Origin of the sequence: Lysinibacillus sp. OL1 (assembly GCF_004332175.1) — a bacterium.
In the GTDB taxonomy this organism is placed as follows: domain Bacteria; phylum Bacillota; class Bacilli; order Bacillales_A; family Planococcaceae; genus Lysinibacillus; species Lysinibacillus capsici.
Genome location: NZ_SJDS01000004.1, coordinates 182817 through 202518, shown reverse-complemented (window position 1 = coordinate 202518; position 19702 = coordinate 182817). Strand labels below are relative to the sequence as shown.

15 protein-coding genes are annotated in these 19702 nt (G+C 39.1%); 1 reads left to right on the top strand and 14 read right to left on the bottom strand.

Annotated elements, in window-relative coordinates:
• Window positions 1–154: 154 nt before the first annotated feature.
• Window positions 155–514: a response regulator gene (locus EW028_RS10105; protein ID WP_004269444.1), complete on the bottom strand. Its 360-nt coding sequence runs from the start codon at window positions 512–514 to the stop codon at window positions 155–157.
• 154 nt (window positions 515–668) lie between these two features.
• Between EW028_RS10105 and EW028_RS10100 the strand changes: the two genes are divergently transcribed.
• Window positions 669–1199, top strand: a complete 531-nt coding sequence (locus EW028_RS10100) for a DUF2529 family protein (protein WP_131520782.1) — start codon at window positions 669–671, stop codon at window positions 1197–1199.
• A 51-nt stretch (window positions 1200–1250) separates the two neighbouring features.
• Here the strand turns inward: EW028_RS10100 and EW028_RS10095 are convergent, their stop codons facing one another.
• The 13 genes from EW028_RS10095 to EW028_RS10035 all read right to left on the bottom strand — a co-directional run bounded on the left by EW028_RS10095 (window position 1251) and on the right by EW028_RS10035 (window position 19591).
• Window positions 1251–2843 carry a CTP synthase gene (locus EW028_RS10095; protein ID WP_048393729.1) on the bottom strand — a complete coding sequence of 531 codons (1593 nt, stop codon included), beginning with the start codon at window positions 2841–2843 and terminating at the stop codon, window positions 1251–1253.
• A 444-nt stretch (window positions 2844–3287) separates the two neighbouring features.
• Window positions 3288–3830 carry a DNA-directed RNA polymerase subunit delta gene (gene rpoE / locus EW028_RS10090; protein ID WP_131520781.1) on the bottom strand — a complete coding sequence of 181 codons (543 nt, stop codon included), beginning with the start codon at window positions 3828–3830 and terminating at the stop codon, window positions 3288–3290.
• Window positions 3831–4280: 450 nt separating this feature from the next.
• Window positions 4281–7529 carry a fused isobutyryl-CoA mutase/GTPase IcmF gene (icmF, locus tag EW028_RS10085; RefSeq protein WP_131520780.1) on the bottom strand — a complete coding sequence of 1083 codons (3249 nt, stop codon included), beginning with the start codon at window positions 7527–7529 and terminating at the stop codon, window positions 4281–4283.
• Between the two features lie 92 nt (window positions 7530–7621).
• Entirely contained in the window at window positions 7622–8254 is a 633-nt protein-coding gene (locus tag EW028_RS10080; protein WP_131520779.1) for a TetR/AcrR family transcriptional regulator, read from the bottom strand.
• A gap of 3 nt (window positions 8255–8257) precedes the next feature.
• Window positions 8258–9394, bottom strand: a complete 1137-nt coding sequence (locus tag EW028_RS10075) for an acyl-CoA dehydrogenase (protein ID WP_016993589.1) — start codon at window positions 9392–9394, stop codon at window positions 8258–8260.
• 155 nt (window positions 9395–9549) lie between these two features.
• Window positions 9550–10686, bottom strand: a complete 1137-nt coding sequence (locus EW028_RS10070) for an acyl-CoA dehydrogenase (protein WP_131520778.1) — start codon at window positions 10684–10686, stop codon at window positions 9550–9552.
• Between the two features lie 59 nt (window positions 10687–10745).
• Complete coding sequence (locus EW028_RS10065; RefSeq protein ID WP_004269435.1) at window positions 10746–11597, bottom strand: 3-hydroxybutyryl-CoA dehydrogenase; 852 nt, start codon at window positions 11595–11597, stop codon at window positions 10746–10748.
• On the bottom strand, window positions 11597–12802 hold the full coding sequence (locus EW028_RS10060; RefSeq protein WP_131520777.1) for an acetyl-CoA C-acetyltransferase: 1206 nt from the start codon (window positions 12800–12802) through the stop codon (window positions 11597–11599). The genes EW028_RS10065 and EW028_RS10060 overlap by 1 nt, the downstream gene beginning before the upstream one ends.
• A 196-nt stretch (window positions 12803–12998) precedes the next feature.
• Window positions 12999–15230 (bottom strand): heterodisulfide reductase-related iron-sulfur binding cluster, encoded by a 2232-nt coding sequence (locus tag EW028_RS10055; protein WP_131520776.1) that lies wholly within the window; start codon window positions 15228–15230, stop codon window positions 12999–13001.
• Between the two features lie 361 nt (window positions 15231–15591).
• Window positions 15592–16155, bottom strand: coding sequence for a cob(I)yrinic acid a,c-diamide adenosyltransferase (locus EW028_RS10050; RefSeq protein ID WP_004231536.1), 564 nt, complete (start codon window positions 16153–16155; stop codon window positions 15592–15594).
• A gap of 12 nt (window positions 16156–16167) precedes the next feature.
• Complete coding sequence (locus EW028_RS10045; protein ID WP_131520775.1) at window positions 16168–17628, bottom strand: adenosylcobinamide amidohydrolase; 1461 nt, start codon at window positions 17626–17628, stop codon at window positions 16168–16170.
• Complete coding sequence (locus tag EW028_RS10040) at window positions 17625–18626, bottom strand: FecCD family ABC transporter permease (protein ID WP_004231533.1); 1002 nt, start codon at window positions 18624–18626, stop codon at window positions 17625–17627. Before EW028_RS10040 ends, EW028_RS10045 begins: the two co-directional genes overlap by 4 nt.
• On the bottom strand, window positions 18623–19591 hold the full coding sequence (locus EW028_RS10035; protein WP_066036949.1) for an ABC transporter substrate-binding protein: 969 nt from the start codon (window positions 19589–19591) through the stop codon (window positions 18623–18625). The genes EW028_RS10040 and EW028_RS10035 overlap by 4 nt, the downstream gene beginning before the upstream one ends.
• Between the last annotated feature and the right edge of the window lie 111 nt (window positions 19592–19702).

The following is a 19702-nucleotide window of genomic DNA, read 5'->3' as shown; positions in this document are numbered from 1 at the left end:
CCCTCCTGAAAAGCAGGGGCTATTATTTTCTACCCGAAAGCGGAGTGGAACGTAGCGGCAGGGGCTGACGAAGTGAAGTGGAACGCAACGAAGTCCTCTCACTTGAAAATTGATCTACATAAAAAAAACAGGCCGTGTGTCCACTGCCTGCTTTTTAAACTTGTAAAGCTTTATTTACTTCATCACGCACTTCGAAAATATCAAACGGTTTTGTAAAGTAACGAATGGCTCCTAATTCTAACGCTTCTTGCACAACATCCAATTCTCCGTATGCTGTCATCATAAAAACAGGCAGCTTCGGAAACTTCTTTTTTAAACGTCTCAAAATTTCAATACCATCCATTCCTGGAATTTTCATGTCCAGTAAAACACAATCCATCTCTTGTTCGTCTGCATACTTTAATGCTTCTGAACCATTCGCTGCTAAATATGTAATATATCCTTCCTTTTTCAGCACTTCATTTAAAAGTAAACGAATTCCCTGCTGATCATCGACAATTAGTAATCGTTTCACATCGCATTCCGCCCTTTTTTGTTTTATTCTTACACAAAAACTTTCTTTATTATGTATAATTCTCCTTTTTCAGCTTAATACCTTCTAGTATTATAAATTATCTGCTTTTGCTTTCTACCTTTTACCCCCCTATAATATGAATAGAGGTGGGAACATGTCAAAAATTCTAACAACACAATTAAGTGGATTATTACAAAGAATTATACAAAATGAAGAAGATGCTATCGAGGAAACAGCAAGGTTATTAGCACAAGCCGCAATCGGCGAAGGAAATGTCTATTTTGCTTGCTTTGGAGAAATGCAGGTTGTGGCATTAAATGCACTTCAAGCAGTCGAACCCTTTAGCAAGTTAGCACCTTGGACTACAGACACAAGCTTAACAGAAGCTGATCGGGTTTGCATTTTTACTCGTAGTGCATATGATGAGGAAGCACTCGTCTTAGCACAAAAATTAAATACTCAATTTATTCCCTTTGCTGCTATAGCTAGTGAAGCAGCTAATGTAGAGAACCCTCTTGCAGATTTAGCCTATACGTATGTTTCTACACGCATTAAAGGCGGTTTAATACCAAATGATCTAGGTCAACGTATTGTTGTACCACATGCACTTGCAGGACTCTTTGTATATGAAGCTGTCAAAATTGCTTATGATGAAATGCTTGGGTTGGATGAAGAAGAATTGTAGTCATCAAATTAAAAAGAGTTGTCTCGTATATAACGAGACAACTCTTTTTAATTATTTAAATGTTGAGCCGATAAAATCGCGGAACAATGGTTGTGGACGATTTGGACGTGACACTAGCTCTGGGTGGAATTGACATGCTACAAAGAAATTGTTTTCTGGTAGCTCAATAATTTCAACCAATTTGCCATCAGGACTTGTACCTGAGAAGACAAGGCCAGCTGCTTCCATTGCCTCACGATATTCATTGTTAAATTCATAGCGGTGACGATGACGCTCATAAACAAGCTCTTTACCATAGGCTTGGCTAGCTTTTGAACCATCCTTTAATTTACATGGGTATAAACCTAAACGTAAAGTACCACCGATATCTACAGTATCATTTTGATCTGGTAGGAAGTCGATAATTGGATACTCCGTATTTGCATCAAGCTCTGTAGAATGAGCACCTTTTAGGCCAAGTACATTACGTGCAAATTCTACTGTTGCTAATTGCATACCTAAACAAATGCCTAGGAAAGGAACATTATTTTCACGTGCATATTGTGTTGCTAAGATTTTACCTTCAACACCACGATCACCAAAGCCGCCTGGTACTAAAATAGCGTCAGCACCTTTTAATAGAGAGGCCACATTGTTAGCATCAACGTGTTCTGCATTAATCCAGTCAATTTCAATATCAGAATTAAATGCATATCCAGCATGCTTTAATGCCTCAACTACAGAAATGTAAGCATCTTGTAGTTCTACGTATTTCCCTACTAATGCTACCTTTCTTTTATTTGGTAAGTTTTTCACTTTTTCTACAAGGTCACGCCATTCTTCCATATCTGCTTCTGGAGCTTCCATACCAAAATGATCCAAAACGATATCATCGATATCTTGCGCATGTAGGTTTAATGGTACTTCATATAAATGCTCAGCATCACGAGATTCAATAATTTCATGTGGTTGAACATCACAGAATAATGCTAATTTCTCTTTCATCTCTTGTGGTACTTCTTGTTCAGTACGAACTACGATAATATTTGGCTGAATACCTAAAGAGCGTAATTCTTTAACAGAATGCTGTGTAGGTTTTGTTTTAAGTTCACCAGCTGCTTTAATATAGGGAATAAGTGTACAGTGAATATACATTACATTGTTATGCCCTAAATTTGTTTTCATTTGGCGAATGGCTTCTAGGAATGGTAATGATTCAATATCACCTACTGTTCCACCAACTTCTGTGATCACAACGTCTGCATTTGTTTCACGACCAGCACGTTGGATACGATCTTTGATTTCGTTTGTAATATGAGGAATTACTTGGACTGTTCCACCATTATAATCTCCTCGACGTTCTTTCTGTAATACAGATTGGTAAACACGACCTGAAGTTACTGTAGAATGTTTCCCTAGGTTAATATCAATAAAACGTTCATAGTGTCCTAAGTCTAAATCAGCCTCAGCACCATCATCTGTTACAAAAACCTCACCATGTTGATAAGGACTCATCGTACCTGGGTCAATATTGATATATGGGTCAAATTTTTGAATCGTCACTTCTAACCCACGATTTTTTAATAAACGGCCTAAAGATGCTGCAACAATCCCTTTTCCAAGTGATGATACAACCCCACCTGTTACAAAAATATACTTCGTCATGAATAAATTCCTCCTTATGATGTTCTAAAATATTAGTGCGTTTAGGGGGGATCAGAACCATTTACATTCTAATACCCTAAAAAAAGAAAAGCCGAGAATGTCTACACAATGTAGTCGATTCGAAGCTGTAATCGGTTCTATCTCTTTTCCACTTTCCTTTAAACCATAAAACTCTAATAACTATTCAGTCACCTTTTACTATACATCATGAATAATTAAAAACATTTATATTCATATCGATATTAAAAGTATGGGAGAACTAAAATGATTAAAGTTAAAAACAAAAAAACGCTCCTCCTGCATAGGTTTGCAGGGGGAGCGTATTATATACACGGTCTTTCTCCTTCTTTTAAGGAGCCCAAGTAAAAGATTAAACGTAACCGTGATAGAAGTCAAGATTTTTTGCTTCTAGCTTAAAAGAAAGAAAATTCTAAGAGTACTGTATTAAATCTCTTCCTCTTCTTCTTCAAATTCTTCTTCCTCTTCATCAATAAACTCTTCATCGATTTCTTCATCAATTTCTTCTAAATCTTCATCGTCAAAGTCAATATCTTCTTTATCATCTTCTTCTTCATCAAGTTCTTCTTCATCAATGAACTCTTCAAAGTCTTCATCAAAGTCGATATCTTCTTCATCTAAGTCTACCTCTTCATCAAGATCTTCATCATCAAAGGCAGCTTTAGATTTTTTCTTTTGAGTCTTAACAGAAGGAGCTGTTTCTTCTTCGATTTGCTCTACTTTAAACCATTCACGTAAGCCCCAGCCTGCTTCTTGATTATATAAGAAGCGACCATCAATATTGATATCTGTATAAAATTGTAACAGACGGGATTTCATTTCTGCATCACTATAGCCCACAAGCTCTTGAATTAATTTTAATAAATCATTAAAAGACACTGAGGCACGTTTTTCATTTAAAATTGCATAAGCTAAGTTAATTAACGATTCTTCTGTTAATTGTTCCTTTGTCATTTCACGAAAATTCAATTCGTGCACTTCCTTTCCCTCATCACAATGGACGTTTTAAAATTACATGGTGCTTTATTCTCCAAGCGCAGCAAAAAAGGCCACGCAAAAGGTTCTTTCCATACAATAAGCATAATACCCATTATATACAAAGTTTTAGCCCCTTTGCTAGCTTCAATTACTGTTTTTTATATTACGCATTTTTTTTATTCCAAGATAAAACAAATAGACAGATAATAGTAGTAAAGGAATAGCGCCAATTTGCTTATTATACAGGAAAAAGGCTCCCAATACTAAAGCTAATATAATTATGTAGTGATTAGCTGATTTCATCCTCTACTGCGCCTCCCCTTTTTTTACATTTCTATTATAACGAAAATAAAAAGAAGTGCCTAATCTTAAGACTAGACACTAGAAATTAGAGAAGCAGGATACTTGAAATAGAAAACAAGAAGTTTTGATCAACCTTGCTTACATATTACGTCGATATTGTCCGCCAACTTCATATAAAGCTTTTGTAATTTGCCCTAAACTTGCTACTTTTACTGACTCCATCAGCTCAGCAAAAATATTACCATTATTGACAGCCACTTCTTGTAGACGTGCAATTGCAGCTTCACTTTCCTCTTCATGTGCTTTCCAAAAAGCTTGTAAATTTTGAATTTGCGTCTCTTTTTCTTCTGTAGATGCACGTGCAATTTCCATATTATCTATATCAGCATCTGAAGGTGGATTTGGGTTCAAGTAAGTATTAACACCAATGATTGGTAACTCCCCTGAATGTTTTAACATTTCGTAGTACATAGATTCTTCTTGAATTTTACCACGTTGGTATTGTGTTTCCATAGCACCTAACACACCGCCACGATCATTGATACGATCAAACTCTTCAAGAACCGCTTCTTCCACAAGATCTGTTAATTCTTCAACAATAAACGCACCTTGTAGTGGGTTTTCATTTTTTGCTAGACCATGCTCTTTTGTAATAATCATTTGAATTGCCATAGCACGTCTTACAGATTCCTCCGTAGGTGTAGTAATGGCCTCATCGTAGGCATTTGTATGCAATGAGTTACAGTTATCTTGTAATGCCATTAAAGCCTGTAATGTTGTACGAATATCATTAAAATCAATCTCTTGTGCATGTAAACTACGCCCAGACGTTTGAATATGATACTTTAGCTTTTGAGCGCGCTCATTAGCACCGTATTTATCACGCATTACAATAGCCCAAATACGTCGTGCCACACGGCCGATTACTGTATACTCTGGATCTAGTCCATTTGAGAAGAAGAATGATAAATTTGGTGCAAAGTCATTAATATTCATGCCACGACTTAAATAATACTCTACATACGTAAAGCCATTAGCTAAGGTGAAGGCTAATTGGGAAATAGGGTTTGCTCCAGCTTCCGCAATATGATAACCAGAAATGGAAACAGAATAATAGTTACGTACTTTATGGTCTATAAAGTATTGCTGAATATCGCCCATCATACGCAAAGCAAACTCTGTTGAGAAAATGCATGTATTCTGGCCCTGATCTTCTTTTAAAATATCAGCTTGTACTGTTCCACGTACGACTTGCAATGTTTTTTCACGTGTCTCGGTAAACTCTTCAACTGTCAAAGTTCGTCCTAGCTCTTGCTCACGTAATTGGACTTGTTGATCGATTGCTGTATTCATAAACATTGCTAAAATAATAGGTGCTGGTCCATTAATAGTCATTGATACAGATGTAGACGGTGCACATAAATCAAAGCCTGCGTAAAGTTTTTTCATATCTTCTAGTGTACAGATCGATACACCTGATTCTCCAACCTTACCGTAAATATCTGGACGGTAATCTGGGTCTTCCCCATACAAGGTTACAGAATCAAATGCTGTAGATAAACGTTTTGCATCATCATCTTTGGATAAATAATGGAAGCGTTTATTTGTACGTTCTGGTGTGCCTTCGCCAGCAAATTGACGCTTCGGATCTTCACCCTCACGTTTGAATTGGAATACACCCGCCGTATATGGGAATTCGCCAGGAACATTTTCTTTATAAACCCAACGCAAGATTTCCCCATAGTCTTCAAACTTCGGTAATGCTACTTTTGGAATTTTCGTGCCAGAAAGACTAGTTGTTTTTAAGATGGTACGAATTTCTTTATCGCGAACTTTAGTCACAAACTCATCGCCAGCATACGCTTCTTTTAATGCCTGCCAATTATCCAATATACGCTTGGATTCTGCTGTTAATTCATCTCTAACACCTTCTGCTAAAGAAGTAAGCGATGCCACAAGCACATCATCTGGCGCTTTTTCTTGGACAGCTGCAATAGCACCTTCTAATTGGAATAGTCGACGCGCAAATGCCACCTGCTGCTCAGTTTTTTTATGATAGCCACGGACAGTGTCCGTAATCTCACGTAAATAATAACGGCGATCGTTTGGAATGATAACATCTTGCTTTTGCGTTTTCGCAAATTGCTCATAGCTTGTTTCCCAATTAAAACCTGTTTTTTCGTTAATTATTTTAACGAGGGCGGCGAATAACGCATTTGTGCCTTTGTCATTAAATTGGCTAGCTATTGTACCGTAGACTGGCATGTTATCAAGTGATTCATCCCAAAGCTCGCGGGAACGTTGATATTGTTTTTGTACTTGTCGAAGGGCGTCCTCTGAGCCTTTTCGCTCAAATTTATTGATCGCAATAACATCTGCAAAGTCAATCATATCAATTTTCTCAAGTTGTGTAGGTGCACCGAATTCGCTTGTCATGACATACATAGATAGATCCGTGTATTTTGTAATTTCGGCATCACCTTGACCGATTCCACTTGTTTCTACGATGATTAAGTCATAACCTGCTACACGTACTACATCTAGCACATCACCAATTGATGCAGATAATTCTGTACGTGAGCCACGTGTTGCTAAACTACGCATATAAACACGGTTATTAAAAATAGCGTTCATGCGAATACGATCCCCAAGCAATGCTCCACCCGTTTTTTGCTTTGTTGGATCGACTGATAGAATGGCTACACGTTTATCTGGGAATTCTTTTAGGAAGCGGCGAATCAGTTCATCCGTTAAGGATGATTTCCCTGCACCACCTGTTCCCGTAATCCCCATTACAGGCGTACCTTTTGAAAGCTTTCTTGCCTCTGCTAGCATTTCTTTCGTAGCTTCATCGTCATTTGACTCAGCTGCTGTTATTAGATTGGCTAAAATTTCAGGTGTCTCTGTCGTTAAAGCCTTTAATTTCTCTAAATAATTACCTGTTGCAGTCGGGAAATCTGTTCCTTTAATTTGCTCATTAATCATTCCCTGTAGCCCTAAAACACGGCCATCCTCTGGTGAGAATATCCCTGCAATGCCATACGTATGAAGCTCTTTAATTTCACGAGGTAAAATAACTCCTCCACCACCGCCATAAATTTTAATATGTGGTGCTCCTTTTTCACGCAGTAAATCATACATATATTTAAAGTATTCCATATGTCCGCCTTGATAGGAAGAAACAGCAATCCCTTGAGCATCTTCTTGTATCGCAGCATTCACGACTTCTTCAACAGAGCGGTTATGACCTAGATGTATTACTTCTACACCGCTCGATTGTAAAATGCGTCGCATAATATTGACTGAAGCATCATGTCCATCAAAAAGACTCGATGCTGTCACAAAACGTACGTGATTTTTTGGACGATATACTTCTACCTTTGTCATATGAAATCCCCACTTTCTCCCCTTTTTGAATAAAAAAAGCCAGCAATTGCAATATCGCTATATGCAATTGCCGACAAACCCCTTACAAAATATTAAAACCCCTTTATGCCTGAAATGAACAAGGTGATTTGCATGTCAATGAATTCGTCAATAGAATGCTGACGATGTAAAGCCCATTTGCGAAACGCCCAGCTTTGTCCTGAAACAACTAAGTTATTGGCTGCTAAATGGATTTGCTTATCTGTCATAGTTAGTTCGCCAGACTGCACACATCGCTGTAACAAGCGTTCAAATGTGGCAACCATTTCAAACTCTTTACTAAAAACATAGCGTTGTGCTTCTTTTGACAATGATTTTGTTTCTTGATACATGATTGTTAGCTCATCAACCATACTATCGATTTGCAGGAAGTATTCCCGAATCATTTCTTTTAACTCATCAATTGTTCCTGCTTTAACCTCATAACTTGAAAGACGCTCCATTGCATGGTGATAGATACTGTCACAAACAAGGTATAAAACATCTTCTTTCGTTCGGATGTATTCATACAAAGTACCGATACTAAAGCCAGCAGCTTTTGCAATCTCTCTCGTCGTGGCACGGTGAAAGCCCTTTTCTTTAAATAGCTTAATAGCTCCTTGGATCATTTGTTCACGACGAATGGCGATTAGATTTTCATCTTTTACGGTTGACTGTACTTGGGGCCTTTTATCTTTATCAGTCATCAATTATTTCGTTAGCATACGCGAGATAACAAGACGTTGAATCTCCTGCGTACCTTCGTAAATTTGTGTAATTTTAGCATCACGCATAAAGCGCTCTACAGGGTAATCTTTTGTATAACCATAGCCACCAAATACTTGAACCGCCTCTGTCGTCACACTCATCGCTGTATCGCCAGCCATTAATTTCGCCATTGCAGATGCCTTACCATATGGTAGGTTATTAGATTCTAACCATGCCGCTTGGTATGTAAGTAGTCGAGAAGCCTCAATTTGAGTTGCCATATCGGCTAATTTAAAGGAGATGCCTTGATTTGCAGTGATCGGTTTACCAAATTGCACACGTTCTTTGGCATAGTCAACTGCTGCATCGAGTGCTCCTTGTGCAATTCCTACTGCTTGAGCCGCAATACCATTACGTCCACCATCTAGTGTCGTCATAGCAATCTTAAAGCCTTCTCCTTCAGCCCCTAATAGATTTTCCTTTGGAACACGACAGTTATCAAAAATAATCTCTGTTGTTGGAGATGAACGAATTCCTAATTTCTTTTCTTTCTTCCCTACAGAGAAACCTTCAAATCCAGCTTCCACGATAAATGCGGATGTGCCATGTTTTGCTTCTGGATCTGTTACTGCAAATACAATATATGTATCTGCTACTCCACCGTTCGTAATAAAGATTTTTGAGCCATTTAAAATATAATCATCGCCATCACGTTTTGCATAAGTTTTCATGCCACCCGCATCAGAGCCAGAGCCTGGTTCTGTTAAACCATATGCACCAATATGTTTGCCTTCAGCCATTGGACGAAGGTATTTTTGTTTTTGCTCTTCTGTACCGAACTTGTAGAGTGGCCAACCTGCCAGTGAAGTATGTGCAGATAAAGTTACCCCAGTCGAAGCACAAACACGTGAAAGTTCCTCAACAGCTATGACATATGCAAGGTAATCAAATCCTGCACCACCATATTCCTCAGGCCATGGAATACCAGTAAGCCCAAGCTCCGCCATTTTGTCGAAAATCGCACGGTCAAATTCTTCATTTTCGTCACGTTCAGCAGCTGTTGGCGCCACTTCATTTATAGCAAAATCACGAATCATTTCACGTAATTGTTCATGCTCTTCTGTTAACTGAAAGTTCATTGTCCATTTCCCCTTTTTAGTTAGACTCTGTTTTGTGTTACCTGATTATTGTTAGTTTGGATTAGGAAGATTTGCCTTATTTCAGAGCAGTTCTACACCCTCTAGAAACGTTTTCCCCTCACTCTGGAACGGTTCCCATCGCTTTATTTCAGGCTTTATTTCAGTAAATGTTTACTAATGACTAGTCGTTGAATTTCACTTGTACCTTCATAGATTTCTGTCACCTTTGCATCGCGGAAATAGCGCTCTACTGGATAATCCTCCGTATAGCCGTAGCCGCCAAATATTTGAACAGCCTCTATTGCCGTTTGTACCGCTGTTCGTGATGAGAAAAGTTTAGCCATTGAAGCTTCTGCTCCACATGGTAAACCTTTTGCACGTAAATCAGCTGCACGATAGACTAACAGTTTTGCAGATTCAACAGCCGTTGCCATATCCGCAAGCTTAAAGCCAATACCTTGTTGTGCGGCAATCGGCTTGCCAAATTGAATGCGTTCTTTAGCATAAGCAGCAGACGCCTCTAGTGCCGCCTCAGCAATTCCTAACGCCTGTGCAGCAATGCCGATTCGTCCAACATCTAAATTGGCCATCGCAATTTTAAAGCCTTCTCCCTCTTCCCCAAGTAGGTTGTCGGCTGGAATGCGACAATTATCGAATGTCAGCTGAACTGTACGTGAGCCGTGCAAGCCCATCTTATGCTCATCTTTTCCGATGATTAAACCAGATGTTCCCTTTTCAACAATAAATGCTGAGATACCCTTTGTTTTTTCAGCTGGGTTAGTAGATGCGAATACAATATACACATCAGCTTCTCCACCATTTGTAATAAATACTTTGGAGCCGTTAATCACATATTCATCGCCATCACGCACTGCCTTTGACTGTAAAGAGCCAGCGTCTGAGCCTGCACTTGGTTCTGTTAAACAAAATGCGCCTAAATATTCGCCTGTTGCAAGCTTTGGTACATAACGTTTCTTTTGTTCGTCATTTCCAAAGTAAATAATTGGATTCGTTCCAACTGAAGTATGGACGGATAAAATAACACCCATTACAGCGCTTACTTTTGATAGTTCATTAATCGCAATAATATAAGATGTAAAATCCATGCCAGAGCCACCTAAGTCTTCTGGAGTCGTAATCCCCATTAAGCCAAGTTCACCCATTTGCTGTAGAAGCTCACGTGGAAATTCTCCCGCTTCCATTCGCTCCACCCATGGTTGAATTTTTTCCTGAGCAAATTGACGAACCATATCGCGCATCATAATTTGCTCATCTGTAAATTGCAAATGCATCTATAATGTCACCCCTCTAAGTTGTCCCGAAACATCTAAATAACCCCATCCCCATAGGATTATTCGTAAACGTAAAAACCTCTTCCTGATTTCTTACCTAGCCAGCCAGCTGCAACGTATTTACGTAGCAGTGGGCAAGGGCGATATTTACTGTCTCCAAGACCCTCATGTAAAATTTCCATGATGTAAAGACAAGTATCTAAACCAATGAAGTCTGCCAATGTTAATGGCCCCATCGGATGATTCATACCAAGCTTCATCACATCATCAATTGCTTCTTTTGTCGCCACACCTTCGTAAAGTGCATAAATCGCTTCATTAATCATCGGTAGTAGGATTCGGTTTGAAATAAATCCTGGGAAATCATTCACTTCTACTGGTGTTTTCGATAATTTAACCGTCATCTCTTCAACAGCTTTGTACACTTCATCTGTTGTTGCTAGGCCTCGAATGATTTCAACAAGTTTCATAACTGGTACAGGATTCATAAAATGCATACCAATTACTTGCTCTGGACGCTTTGTTACTGCTGCAATTTCTGTAATAGGCAGTGAAGATGTATTCGTAGCTAAAATAGCATGTGCTGGCGCAATGCCATCAAGTTGCTTAAAGATGGATTGCTTAATTTCCATATTTTCCACAGCTGCTTCAATGATAATATCTACATCACTAGCATCTTGTAAATCTAGTGACATACTAATTCGACTTAGAACAGCAGCCTTCTCATCTTCTGTTTTACGACCCTTTTCTACATCACGTGATAAATTTTTCGTAATAACCCCTAATCCACGCTCGAAAAATTCTTGTTTGATATCGTTCAATTTCACATCAAAGCCTGCTTGTGCACAAACTTGGGCAATACCAGAGCCCATCTGCCCTGCACCAATGACCATTACCTTTTGAATTCCCATTAGTTCAGTCCCCCTGTTTTTGGTACTTCAATCATAATTGCATCACCTTGGCCGCCACCTGAACAAATTGCGGCAATGCCAATGCCACCGCCACGACGCTTCAATTCCTGTGCAAGTGTTAATATTATACGTGCACCAGATGCCCCAATAGGATGACCTAATGCAACTGCACCGCCATTAACATTCACTTTTTCTGCATCTAAATCTGCCAACTGCTTGCTGACTAAAGCTACCGCTGCAAAGGCTTCATTGATTTCAATTAAATCAACATCTGCTAATGATTTGTTAGTCTTTTTCAGTAATTTATTAATAACAAGACCAGGTGTTTGCGGGAAGTTTTCTGGCTCAATCGCAAGTTCTTCGTGACCAATGATTACTGCCAATGGTTCTCTACCTTCACGTTTTGCACGTTCTTCACTCATGACGACAAGTGCACATGCACCGTCGTTAACCCCAGGTGCATTACCTGCTGTAATCGTGCCATCCTTGTCAAAGGCTGGTTTTAGCTTCGCCAGTACTTCCAAAGAAGTTCCTGCTCTTGGTGCCTCATCTGTATCAACAATAAGTGGTGCACCTTTTCGTTGAGGAATCTCCACTGGTACGATTTCTTCAGCAAAGTAACCTTCTTCAATTGCGGCTAGCGCGCGTTCATGACTGCGTACTGACCAAGTGTCCTGTTCTTCTCGACTTAGCGAGAACTCTTTAGCTGTTGCATTACCATAGCTACCCATATGCGGTCTTGCTTTATCGAAAGCACATGTTAAGCCGTCATATAGCATGCCATCTACCATTGTAGAATCTCCCATACGCAACCCATTTCGACCATTCAGAAGATAATATGGTGCATTGGACATAGATTCCATGCCACCCGCAATAATCACTTCTTCGTCCCCTAAACGAATCAATTGATCTGCTAATGTCACCGCACGCATCCCTGAAGCACAAACTTTATTGATTGTTTCTGTTTTTACTGCTGTTGGTAAATTTGCCTTAAGCGCAGCCTGTCGAGAAGGAATTTGCCCCTGTCCCCCTTGTAAAACAGAACCTAAAATTACCTCATCCACTTGCTCAGGAGCAAGATTTGCCTTCTCTAATGCCCCTTTAATGGCAATCGCACCTAAATCACTTGCATGTAATGCTGATAATGAACCGCCAAATTTACCAAACGCAGTTCTTGCTCCTGCTAAAATTACAGCTCTATTCAAGTAAAACACCCCTTTTGTTTTACGTTCTCGATGAAGCTGCAAAGCATTATTGACTGAACGCTCGCTCGACTTCTATCGAGGAAAAATGGGAGTTTACTATCTCAACTCCCATTCCCATTTAATCTTATTCTACAAAACAATTTTTTATTGTGCAATTTATATTTTTCAGATAACTAAAATATTTCTGCAATAGCAATCATTTTTCTGCGTTCGCTTCCGTATTCTCGTCTTGTTGAACATTTTCTATAGACGCCACCACTTCTTCGTATGTTTCTTCTGTTTCTTCGGAAGAAGGATTAACTGCCTTTACTTTTTCACCAAACACCGAACGTTCTAGTAATTCTGCAACATCAAATGTTCCAATAGAGTCTTCAACCTCTTTAGCCTTTGTACCATCCTCTAGCATTGTTAGGCAGTAAGGACAGCCTGATGAAATAACTGATGCATTTGTTGCAAGAGCCTGTTCTGTTCGCGCTACGTTAATGCGATTTCCTACATGTTCTTCCATCCACATTAATCCACCACCAGCTCCACAGCACATCGCAGTTTCACGGTTACGTTCCATTTCAACAAGCTTCACGCCAGGGATTCCTCGAAGAATTTCACGTGGGGCATCGTACACATCATTGTAGCGGCCTAAATAACAGGAATCATGGAAGACAATTGTTTCATGAACCTCATAGTTTAGCGCTAGACGATTTTCCTCAATCAACTGATTTAATAACTCAGTGTGATGATACACTTCACCTTTCCAGCCAAAGTCTTGATATTCATTTTTAAAGATATTGTAGGCGTGAGGATCGATTGTTACAATTTTCTTCACGTCATTTTTCTCAAACTCATCAATATTGGCTGTAGCTAGCTCTTGGAATAAGAATTCATTCCCTAAACGGCGAGGTGTATCCCCAGAGTTTTTCTCTTTATTACCTAAGATTGCAAACTTCACACCAGCTTCGTTTAATAGACGACAGAATGCTAAAGCGATTTTTTGAGAGCGGTTGTCGAAAGCTCCCATCGAACCAACCCAGAATAAATACTCCATTTCCTCGCCAGATTTTTTCAGCTCTTTTACAGTTGGAATTTGGATTGTTGGATCTAGATCACGCCAATTTTCTTTTTCCTTGCGGTTTAAGCCCCAAGGATTACCTTGTCGTTCGATATTCGTCATTGCACGTTGAGCATCGGGATTTACTTTCCCTTCAGTCATTGTTAGATAACGACGTAGATCAATAATTTTATCAACATGCTCATTCATTACAGGGCATTGATCCTCACAGTTACGACATGTCGTACAAGCCCAAATTTCCTCTTCTGTAATGACATCGCCAATTAAAGATGGGCTGTAGATATCGTCAATTACAGCACCTTCAGCACCAGCTGCCATTGCAAGCTGGTTACCCTTTGTATTGGCAAAGAATTGATAAGGCACCCATGGTTTTTGTTTTGTTACAACTGCGCCCGTAAATGTTAAATGATCACGCAATTTTACGATTAAATCCATAGGAGACAGCATTTTTCCTGTTCCTGTTGCTGGACACATGTTTGTACAACGTCCACATTCTACACAAGAATAGAGATCGAGCATTTGCTTTTGTGTGAAGTCCTGTATGCGTCCTACCCCAATAGAAGGCATATCCTCTTCGCTTTCAGCATTTTCTCCAGCTTCTTCTAAGGCCTCAAAATCAATTGGTGTTAATGTACCCGTACGATCTAAACGATTCATGTAAACATTAAGCGGACTGACAATTAAGTGGAAATGTTTAGACTGCGGTACATATACTAGGAATGTTAATAGAATTAAAAGATGTGCCCACCACATTACATAAAACACACCAGCGGCCACAGATGTAGGTAGGAAGCCAAAAATGGCAGCTATACTTGAAGCAACTGGCTCCGTATAAGTTAATCCCTCACCATGCCAAATTAATCCCATACCATTAGCGATTAATGTAGATACCATTAAGCCACCAATGAATATTAATACAAGGCCGTTTTTCCATCCTCGTTTTAGACGTACTAGCTTTTCAACATAGCGGCGGTAAAATGCCCACACTACCGCGATTAAAATCATTAAAACTACTAGCTCTTGGAAGAATGTAAAGACACCATAGAAAATGCCTAGTGGCAGATGTGACTCAGGTGCTAGTCCTTTCCAAATTAAATCAATGGCCCCTAACTGTACCATCAAAAATCCATAGAAAAACATAACATGTATTAAACCACTCTTTGGATCCTTTAATAGCTTATTTTGACCAAATACATTGACCATAATATAACGAAGTCGTTCTTTAACACTTTCATCAAACTCAACCTTTTTCCCCAATTGCACATACTTATAGCGTGTTTTCAACAGGTAGAAGAACAATCCTACTGCATAAAGCACAACCACGACTGTTAAGACAATGTTAGCAATTAATAATGGACTCATGGTTGGTCCCCCCTTTAGTTTGTCGTAATTTTCTCTCTTTGTGACGAATTTGCTAGTTCATACAGAAATGTACTTCACTTTATCATTATATTCCTATTCTAATAAATGAGTGAGCATTCAGTCAACATAAAACGGAAATATTTCTGATAATTTTATATTCTTACATTTTACAAGAAAAAAAGCCACCCTGAATTTTTTCAAAGTAGCATTTTTTTACTTTCCTTAACTATTTTACTTAGTAGGATGTCGCATATTCAGTAGACATTTGAACATCTGCTAAAATTGCACACAAACTATACCACCCCGTAGCTTAATACCTGGCAATTTACTTTTTGTACAAAAACATTTTTTAAATCAAACTTTATTTTTTAAAAACATTCCCACTGCGAATATATTCAACATCTGCTACGTTTAAGCGAGCATTTACAACACGTGCAGCTGCAAATAAATAATCCGATAAGCGATTTAAATATTTTTGTACAACCTTTGGTACATCTTCAACTTCTTTCATAAGTGTCACCATTTCACGTTCTGCTCGACGTGCAACCGTGCGTGCAATGTGTAAAGTTGCCGCTGCTGGTGCACCTCCTGGTAAAATAAAACGTTGTAAAGGTGGCGCTTCGTCTGATAAAGCATCTATACGAGCTTCAAGTACTTCAATCGGTTGTTCTGTTAATTTATAATGACGTTCTTTCATCACATTAGCAAGGTCTCCACCAGCATCGAACAACTCATGCTGAATTGTCTCTAGGTCTGTTAAAATATCCTTGAAAAGCGCTTGATCTAATTCACTTACAGCCTTTCCAATAAAGGAATTTAATTCATCAATTGCCCCATATGTTTCCACACGTAAACTATCTTTATCAACCCGTCCTCCAATTAGACTTGTTTTCCCCGTATCGCCTGTTTTCGTGTAAAGCTTCATTTCTCTCATCTCCTAAAAATGGTTTTTATAATTCCTAATCGCCTGAACTGTTGTTTCATAGACACCCTTTGCAATCATTTTACCAACTTCCGTAATTGGGCCACCATACAGCATTTCTACTCCTTTTTGAGTTGCAGCAATTAACAGACTATCTGTAGCAGTACCTGTTGCAATTGTTCCACTCCGCTCATCACGAATATTTTCTGATTGCAACGCCTTTGTTTTTGCCTCAGTTGCTGTCATCAATGCCTGAAAAAATGCCTCTTCCGATAAACAACCATTAACGATAACCCATGTATTAATAGTACCAATATATGGATCATCTTGTCTTTCGTGTACTCGAGATACATCAACTGCATTGCCTACGCCAGCTGTTACAGCTACGATTATACTGCCAAAAGGTGCAGAAAATTCATTGATGGCCACTAGAGCTGTTGGTACTGCTGTTAGCATAACAACAGTATTTGTAGATGAAAAATTTTCCCTTTTCAAAAATTCTTTAACTTCTCGTTTCACATCGCTAATGACATAATCACCAGGAACTGAGCGATTTAATAAGCAATTATGCCAGCCAATACCTGGGTTATGAACTGCAGAAGATACGGTCTTCAGAGGAAGCTCTGATTGAAGTTGGATATATTGTTCAGTTATCGTAAAGTGCTCTTTTTTGATGACAGCTCGCTGCTGATAGTCTGTAGCTGCGGGCATCATTGTAATTTGAGGTTTTGGTATTTCAGGGTGAGCATATGTAGTCACCCGTGCTTGATAAACTTCTTCAATTTGTGAGGCAATTAATACTTCATGTGGTGCACCAAGTGCTCTCATTTGTCCGCTTTCCATCAGCAATAATTCATCACAATAAAGAGAGGCTAAATTCATATCGTGTAGTACCATAACGACTGTTAAACCACACTCCATGGCTTCCTTCCGAACCATATCTAAAATTTGACGTTGGTGTGCAATATCAAGATGGTTCGTTGGTTCATCCAGCAGTAAGATTTCAGCTGTTTGAGCTAATGCCTGTGCAACAAAAACTCTTTGTTGTTCACCGCCAGATAAAAATTCCATCGGTGTATGCTCATATCGCTTTACACCTGTTTGAAGCATTGCATGTTGAACTGCCTTCTCATCTTGTGCAGACCAACTCGAGAAAAAGCCTGTTTGATGCGGGTAGCGCCCCAGTGAAACTGCCTCTCTCACACTGTTCGAGAAAGCATTTGCATGAAGCTGTGGTAATACAGCCATTTTTTTTGCCAAAGCACGAGCATGATAAGAAAGAATATTTTGTCCATCAATCGAAACGGTTCCAGCAGTAGCTGGTAAAATACCACTCATTACTTTTAATAATGTGGATTTCCCGCTACCATTCGGCCCTAGAATGCCAAGAATTTTTCCTTTTTCAACAGTAAAACTAATGTCCCTGACGATTGGTACATCTTCATAGCCACCTGATAGATGTTCAACAACAATCATGCCCGTACCCCCTTGCTTCTTCGCTGCTTATAAAAAATATAGGAGAAAACAGGTGCTCCAATAAATGCCGTAATGACACCAATTGGTAGCTCTCTTGGCACAATGATTGTTCGTGCTACTAAGTCGCAAATAATGAGTAATGTTGCACCATTGAAAAAAGATAATGGTAATAAGTGGCGATGATCAGAACCCCAAATCATCCTTGTCATATGCGGCACCACTAATCCTACAAAGCCAATTGTGCCAGAAACTGCTACAGCTGCTCCAGTTAGCATGGAGCCACCTGCTAATATCAAATATTTACTACGCTTTACATTAACACCTAAATGTTTTGCTCGCTCTTCACCATACAACAAGACATTTAATTCTCGTCTTTGTGTCCATAGCATTATTGAACCTACAATCACAAATGGAATGATCATTTGGACATATGGCCAACCACGCATCGAAACAGAACCAAGTAGCCAGCCTATTACCTGACGTAATTCTTCACCAGATAAGGCAATCATTAATGAAATGAGGGAACCTAAAAATGAACTAAAAATAACACCTGTTAATATCAACGTTTCCATTTTTAATGAGCGGTCTACGAGTCTAGCAAAGCTCATAACAACTACCATCGTAATGATAGCACCAATCATACTAAAGGTTGGCAGCGCATACAAACCGACAACAGGTATAGAAATACTAAAAAAGATCGTTAAAACAGCACCAACAGAAGCCCCTGATGAAACCCCTAGTGTATATGGATCTGCTAATGGATTTTTTAATAAACCTTGGAAAGCTGCTCCAGCAATAGCTAGAGATGCGCCTACTAGTCCCGCTAATAACACGCGAGGCAAACGAATTTTCCAAAAGATATTGGCGGCTGTTTCATCAACCGCCTTATTCCACAATACTTCTAATGGAATATGAACCGAGCCTATCGCTACGCCACACCAGATGCTAATAAGAAGAAGCGTACATGTTAATGTATAGGCTAGTGCTATTTTTTTCACTTAAATACCTCAGGATAGATTGCTTTTGCTAATTCTTCTAGACCTTCAGCTAAACGTGGCCCTTGACGACTTGTCGTACTTTCATCTACCTGCACAATCGCATTATTTTTTACGGCATTAATCGTATCAAAGCCCGCACGTTTTGGTATTTTCGTTAAAATATCTGGTACATAATGATATGTCACCACGATGACATCTGGATTTTTTGCGATAATTTGTTCTGCATCAATTTTATACCAATTATCGCCATCTACAGCTACATTCTCTGCATTAATCATTTCAAGCATCGCGTTCATAAATGTACCATTGCCAGCTGTATAAATATCTGGCTCATCTGATGCTTCAACTAACACTTTTTTGGGTTCAACATCCTTGACTTTAGACAAAACTTCTTCTACTTTTGCCTTCATATTCGCGACAATTTTTTCTGCCTCTGGTAATTTCCCTGTAGCACGTCCCAGTTGCTCAATTGTTGTATATGTTTCATTAAAGTCTTGTGCATTTTTTACAACAAATACTTTCAAACCTGCTGATTCAAGCTGTGCAATAGCCTCTTCTGAAAGAGACATGCTAGATTCGTGTGAAAAAACGATATCTGGTTTTAAAGCAATAATTTTTTCAATATCGTATTCCATACCGCCAACCTTATCCTTCTCAGCTGCCTCTGGCGGATAATCGTCGTTGTCCGTAACACCAACTATTTCATCATTTAAACCTAGTCCAAAAAGGATTTCCGTATTACTCGGAATAAGTGAAACAATTTTCTCAGGAGGTGCTTCAAGTGTAATGTCCTTACCAAGGGCATCTGTTATCGTCATTGGGAATGTTGCTTCATCCACCTGGGCTGTTTCTTGCTGTGTTTGCTGCTCGTTAGATGGCTTGTTATCTTTTGCTTCCTGCCCACAAGCAGCTAGCAAGCCTACTGCTAAAAATGCTGATAATCCTATTTTCCAAAATTTCTTCATGTGAATCCTCCTTCGTTGATCCGTGCGACATTTCGCTTTATTCTACATCAAAATAAAACCCCTCATCTTTGATCGATGAGGGGGCAAAATCGCACCAAAAAAACTGATACA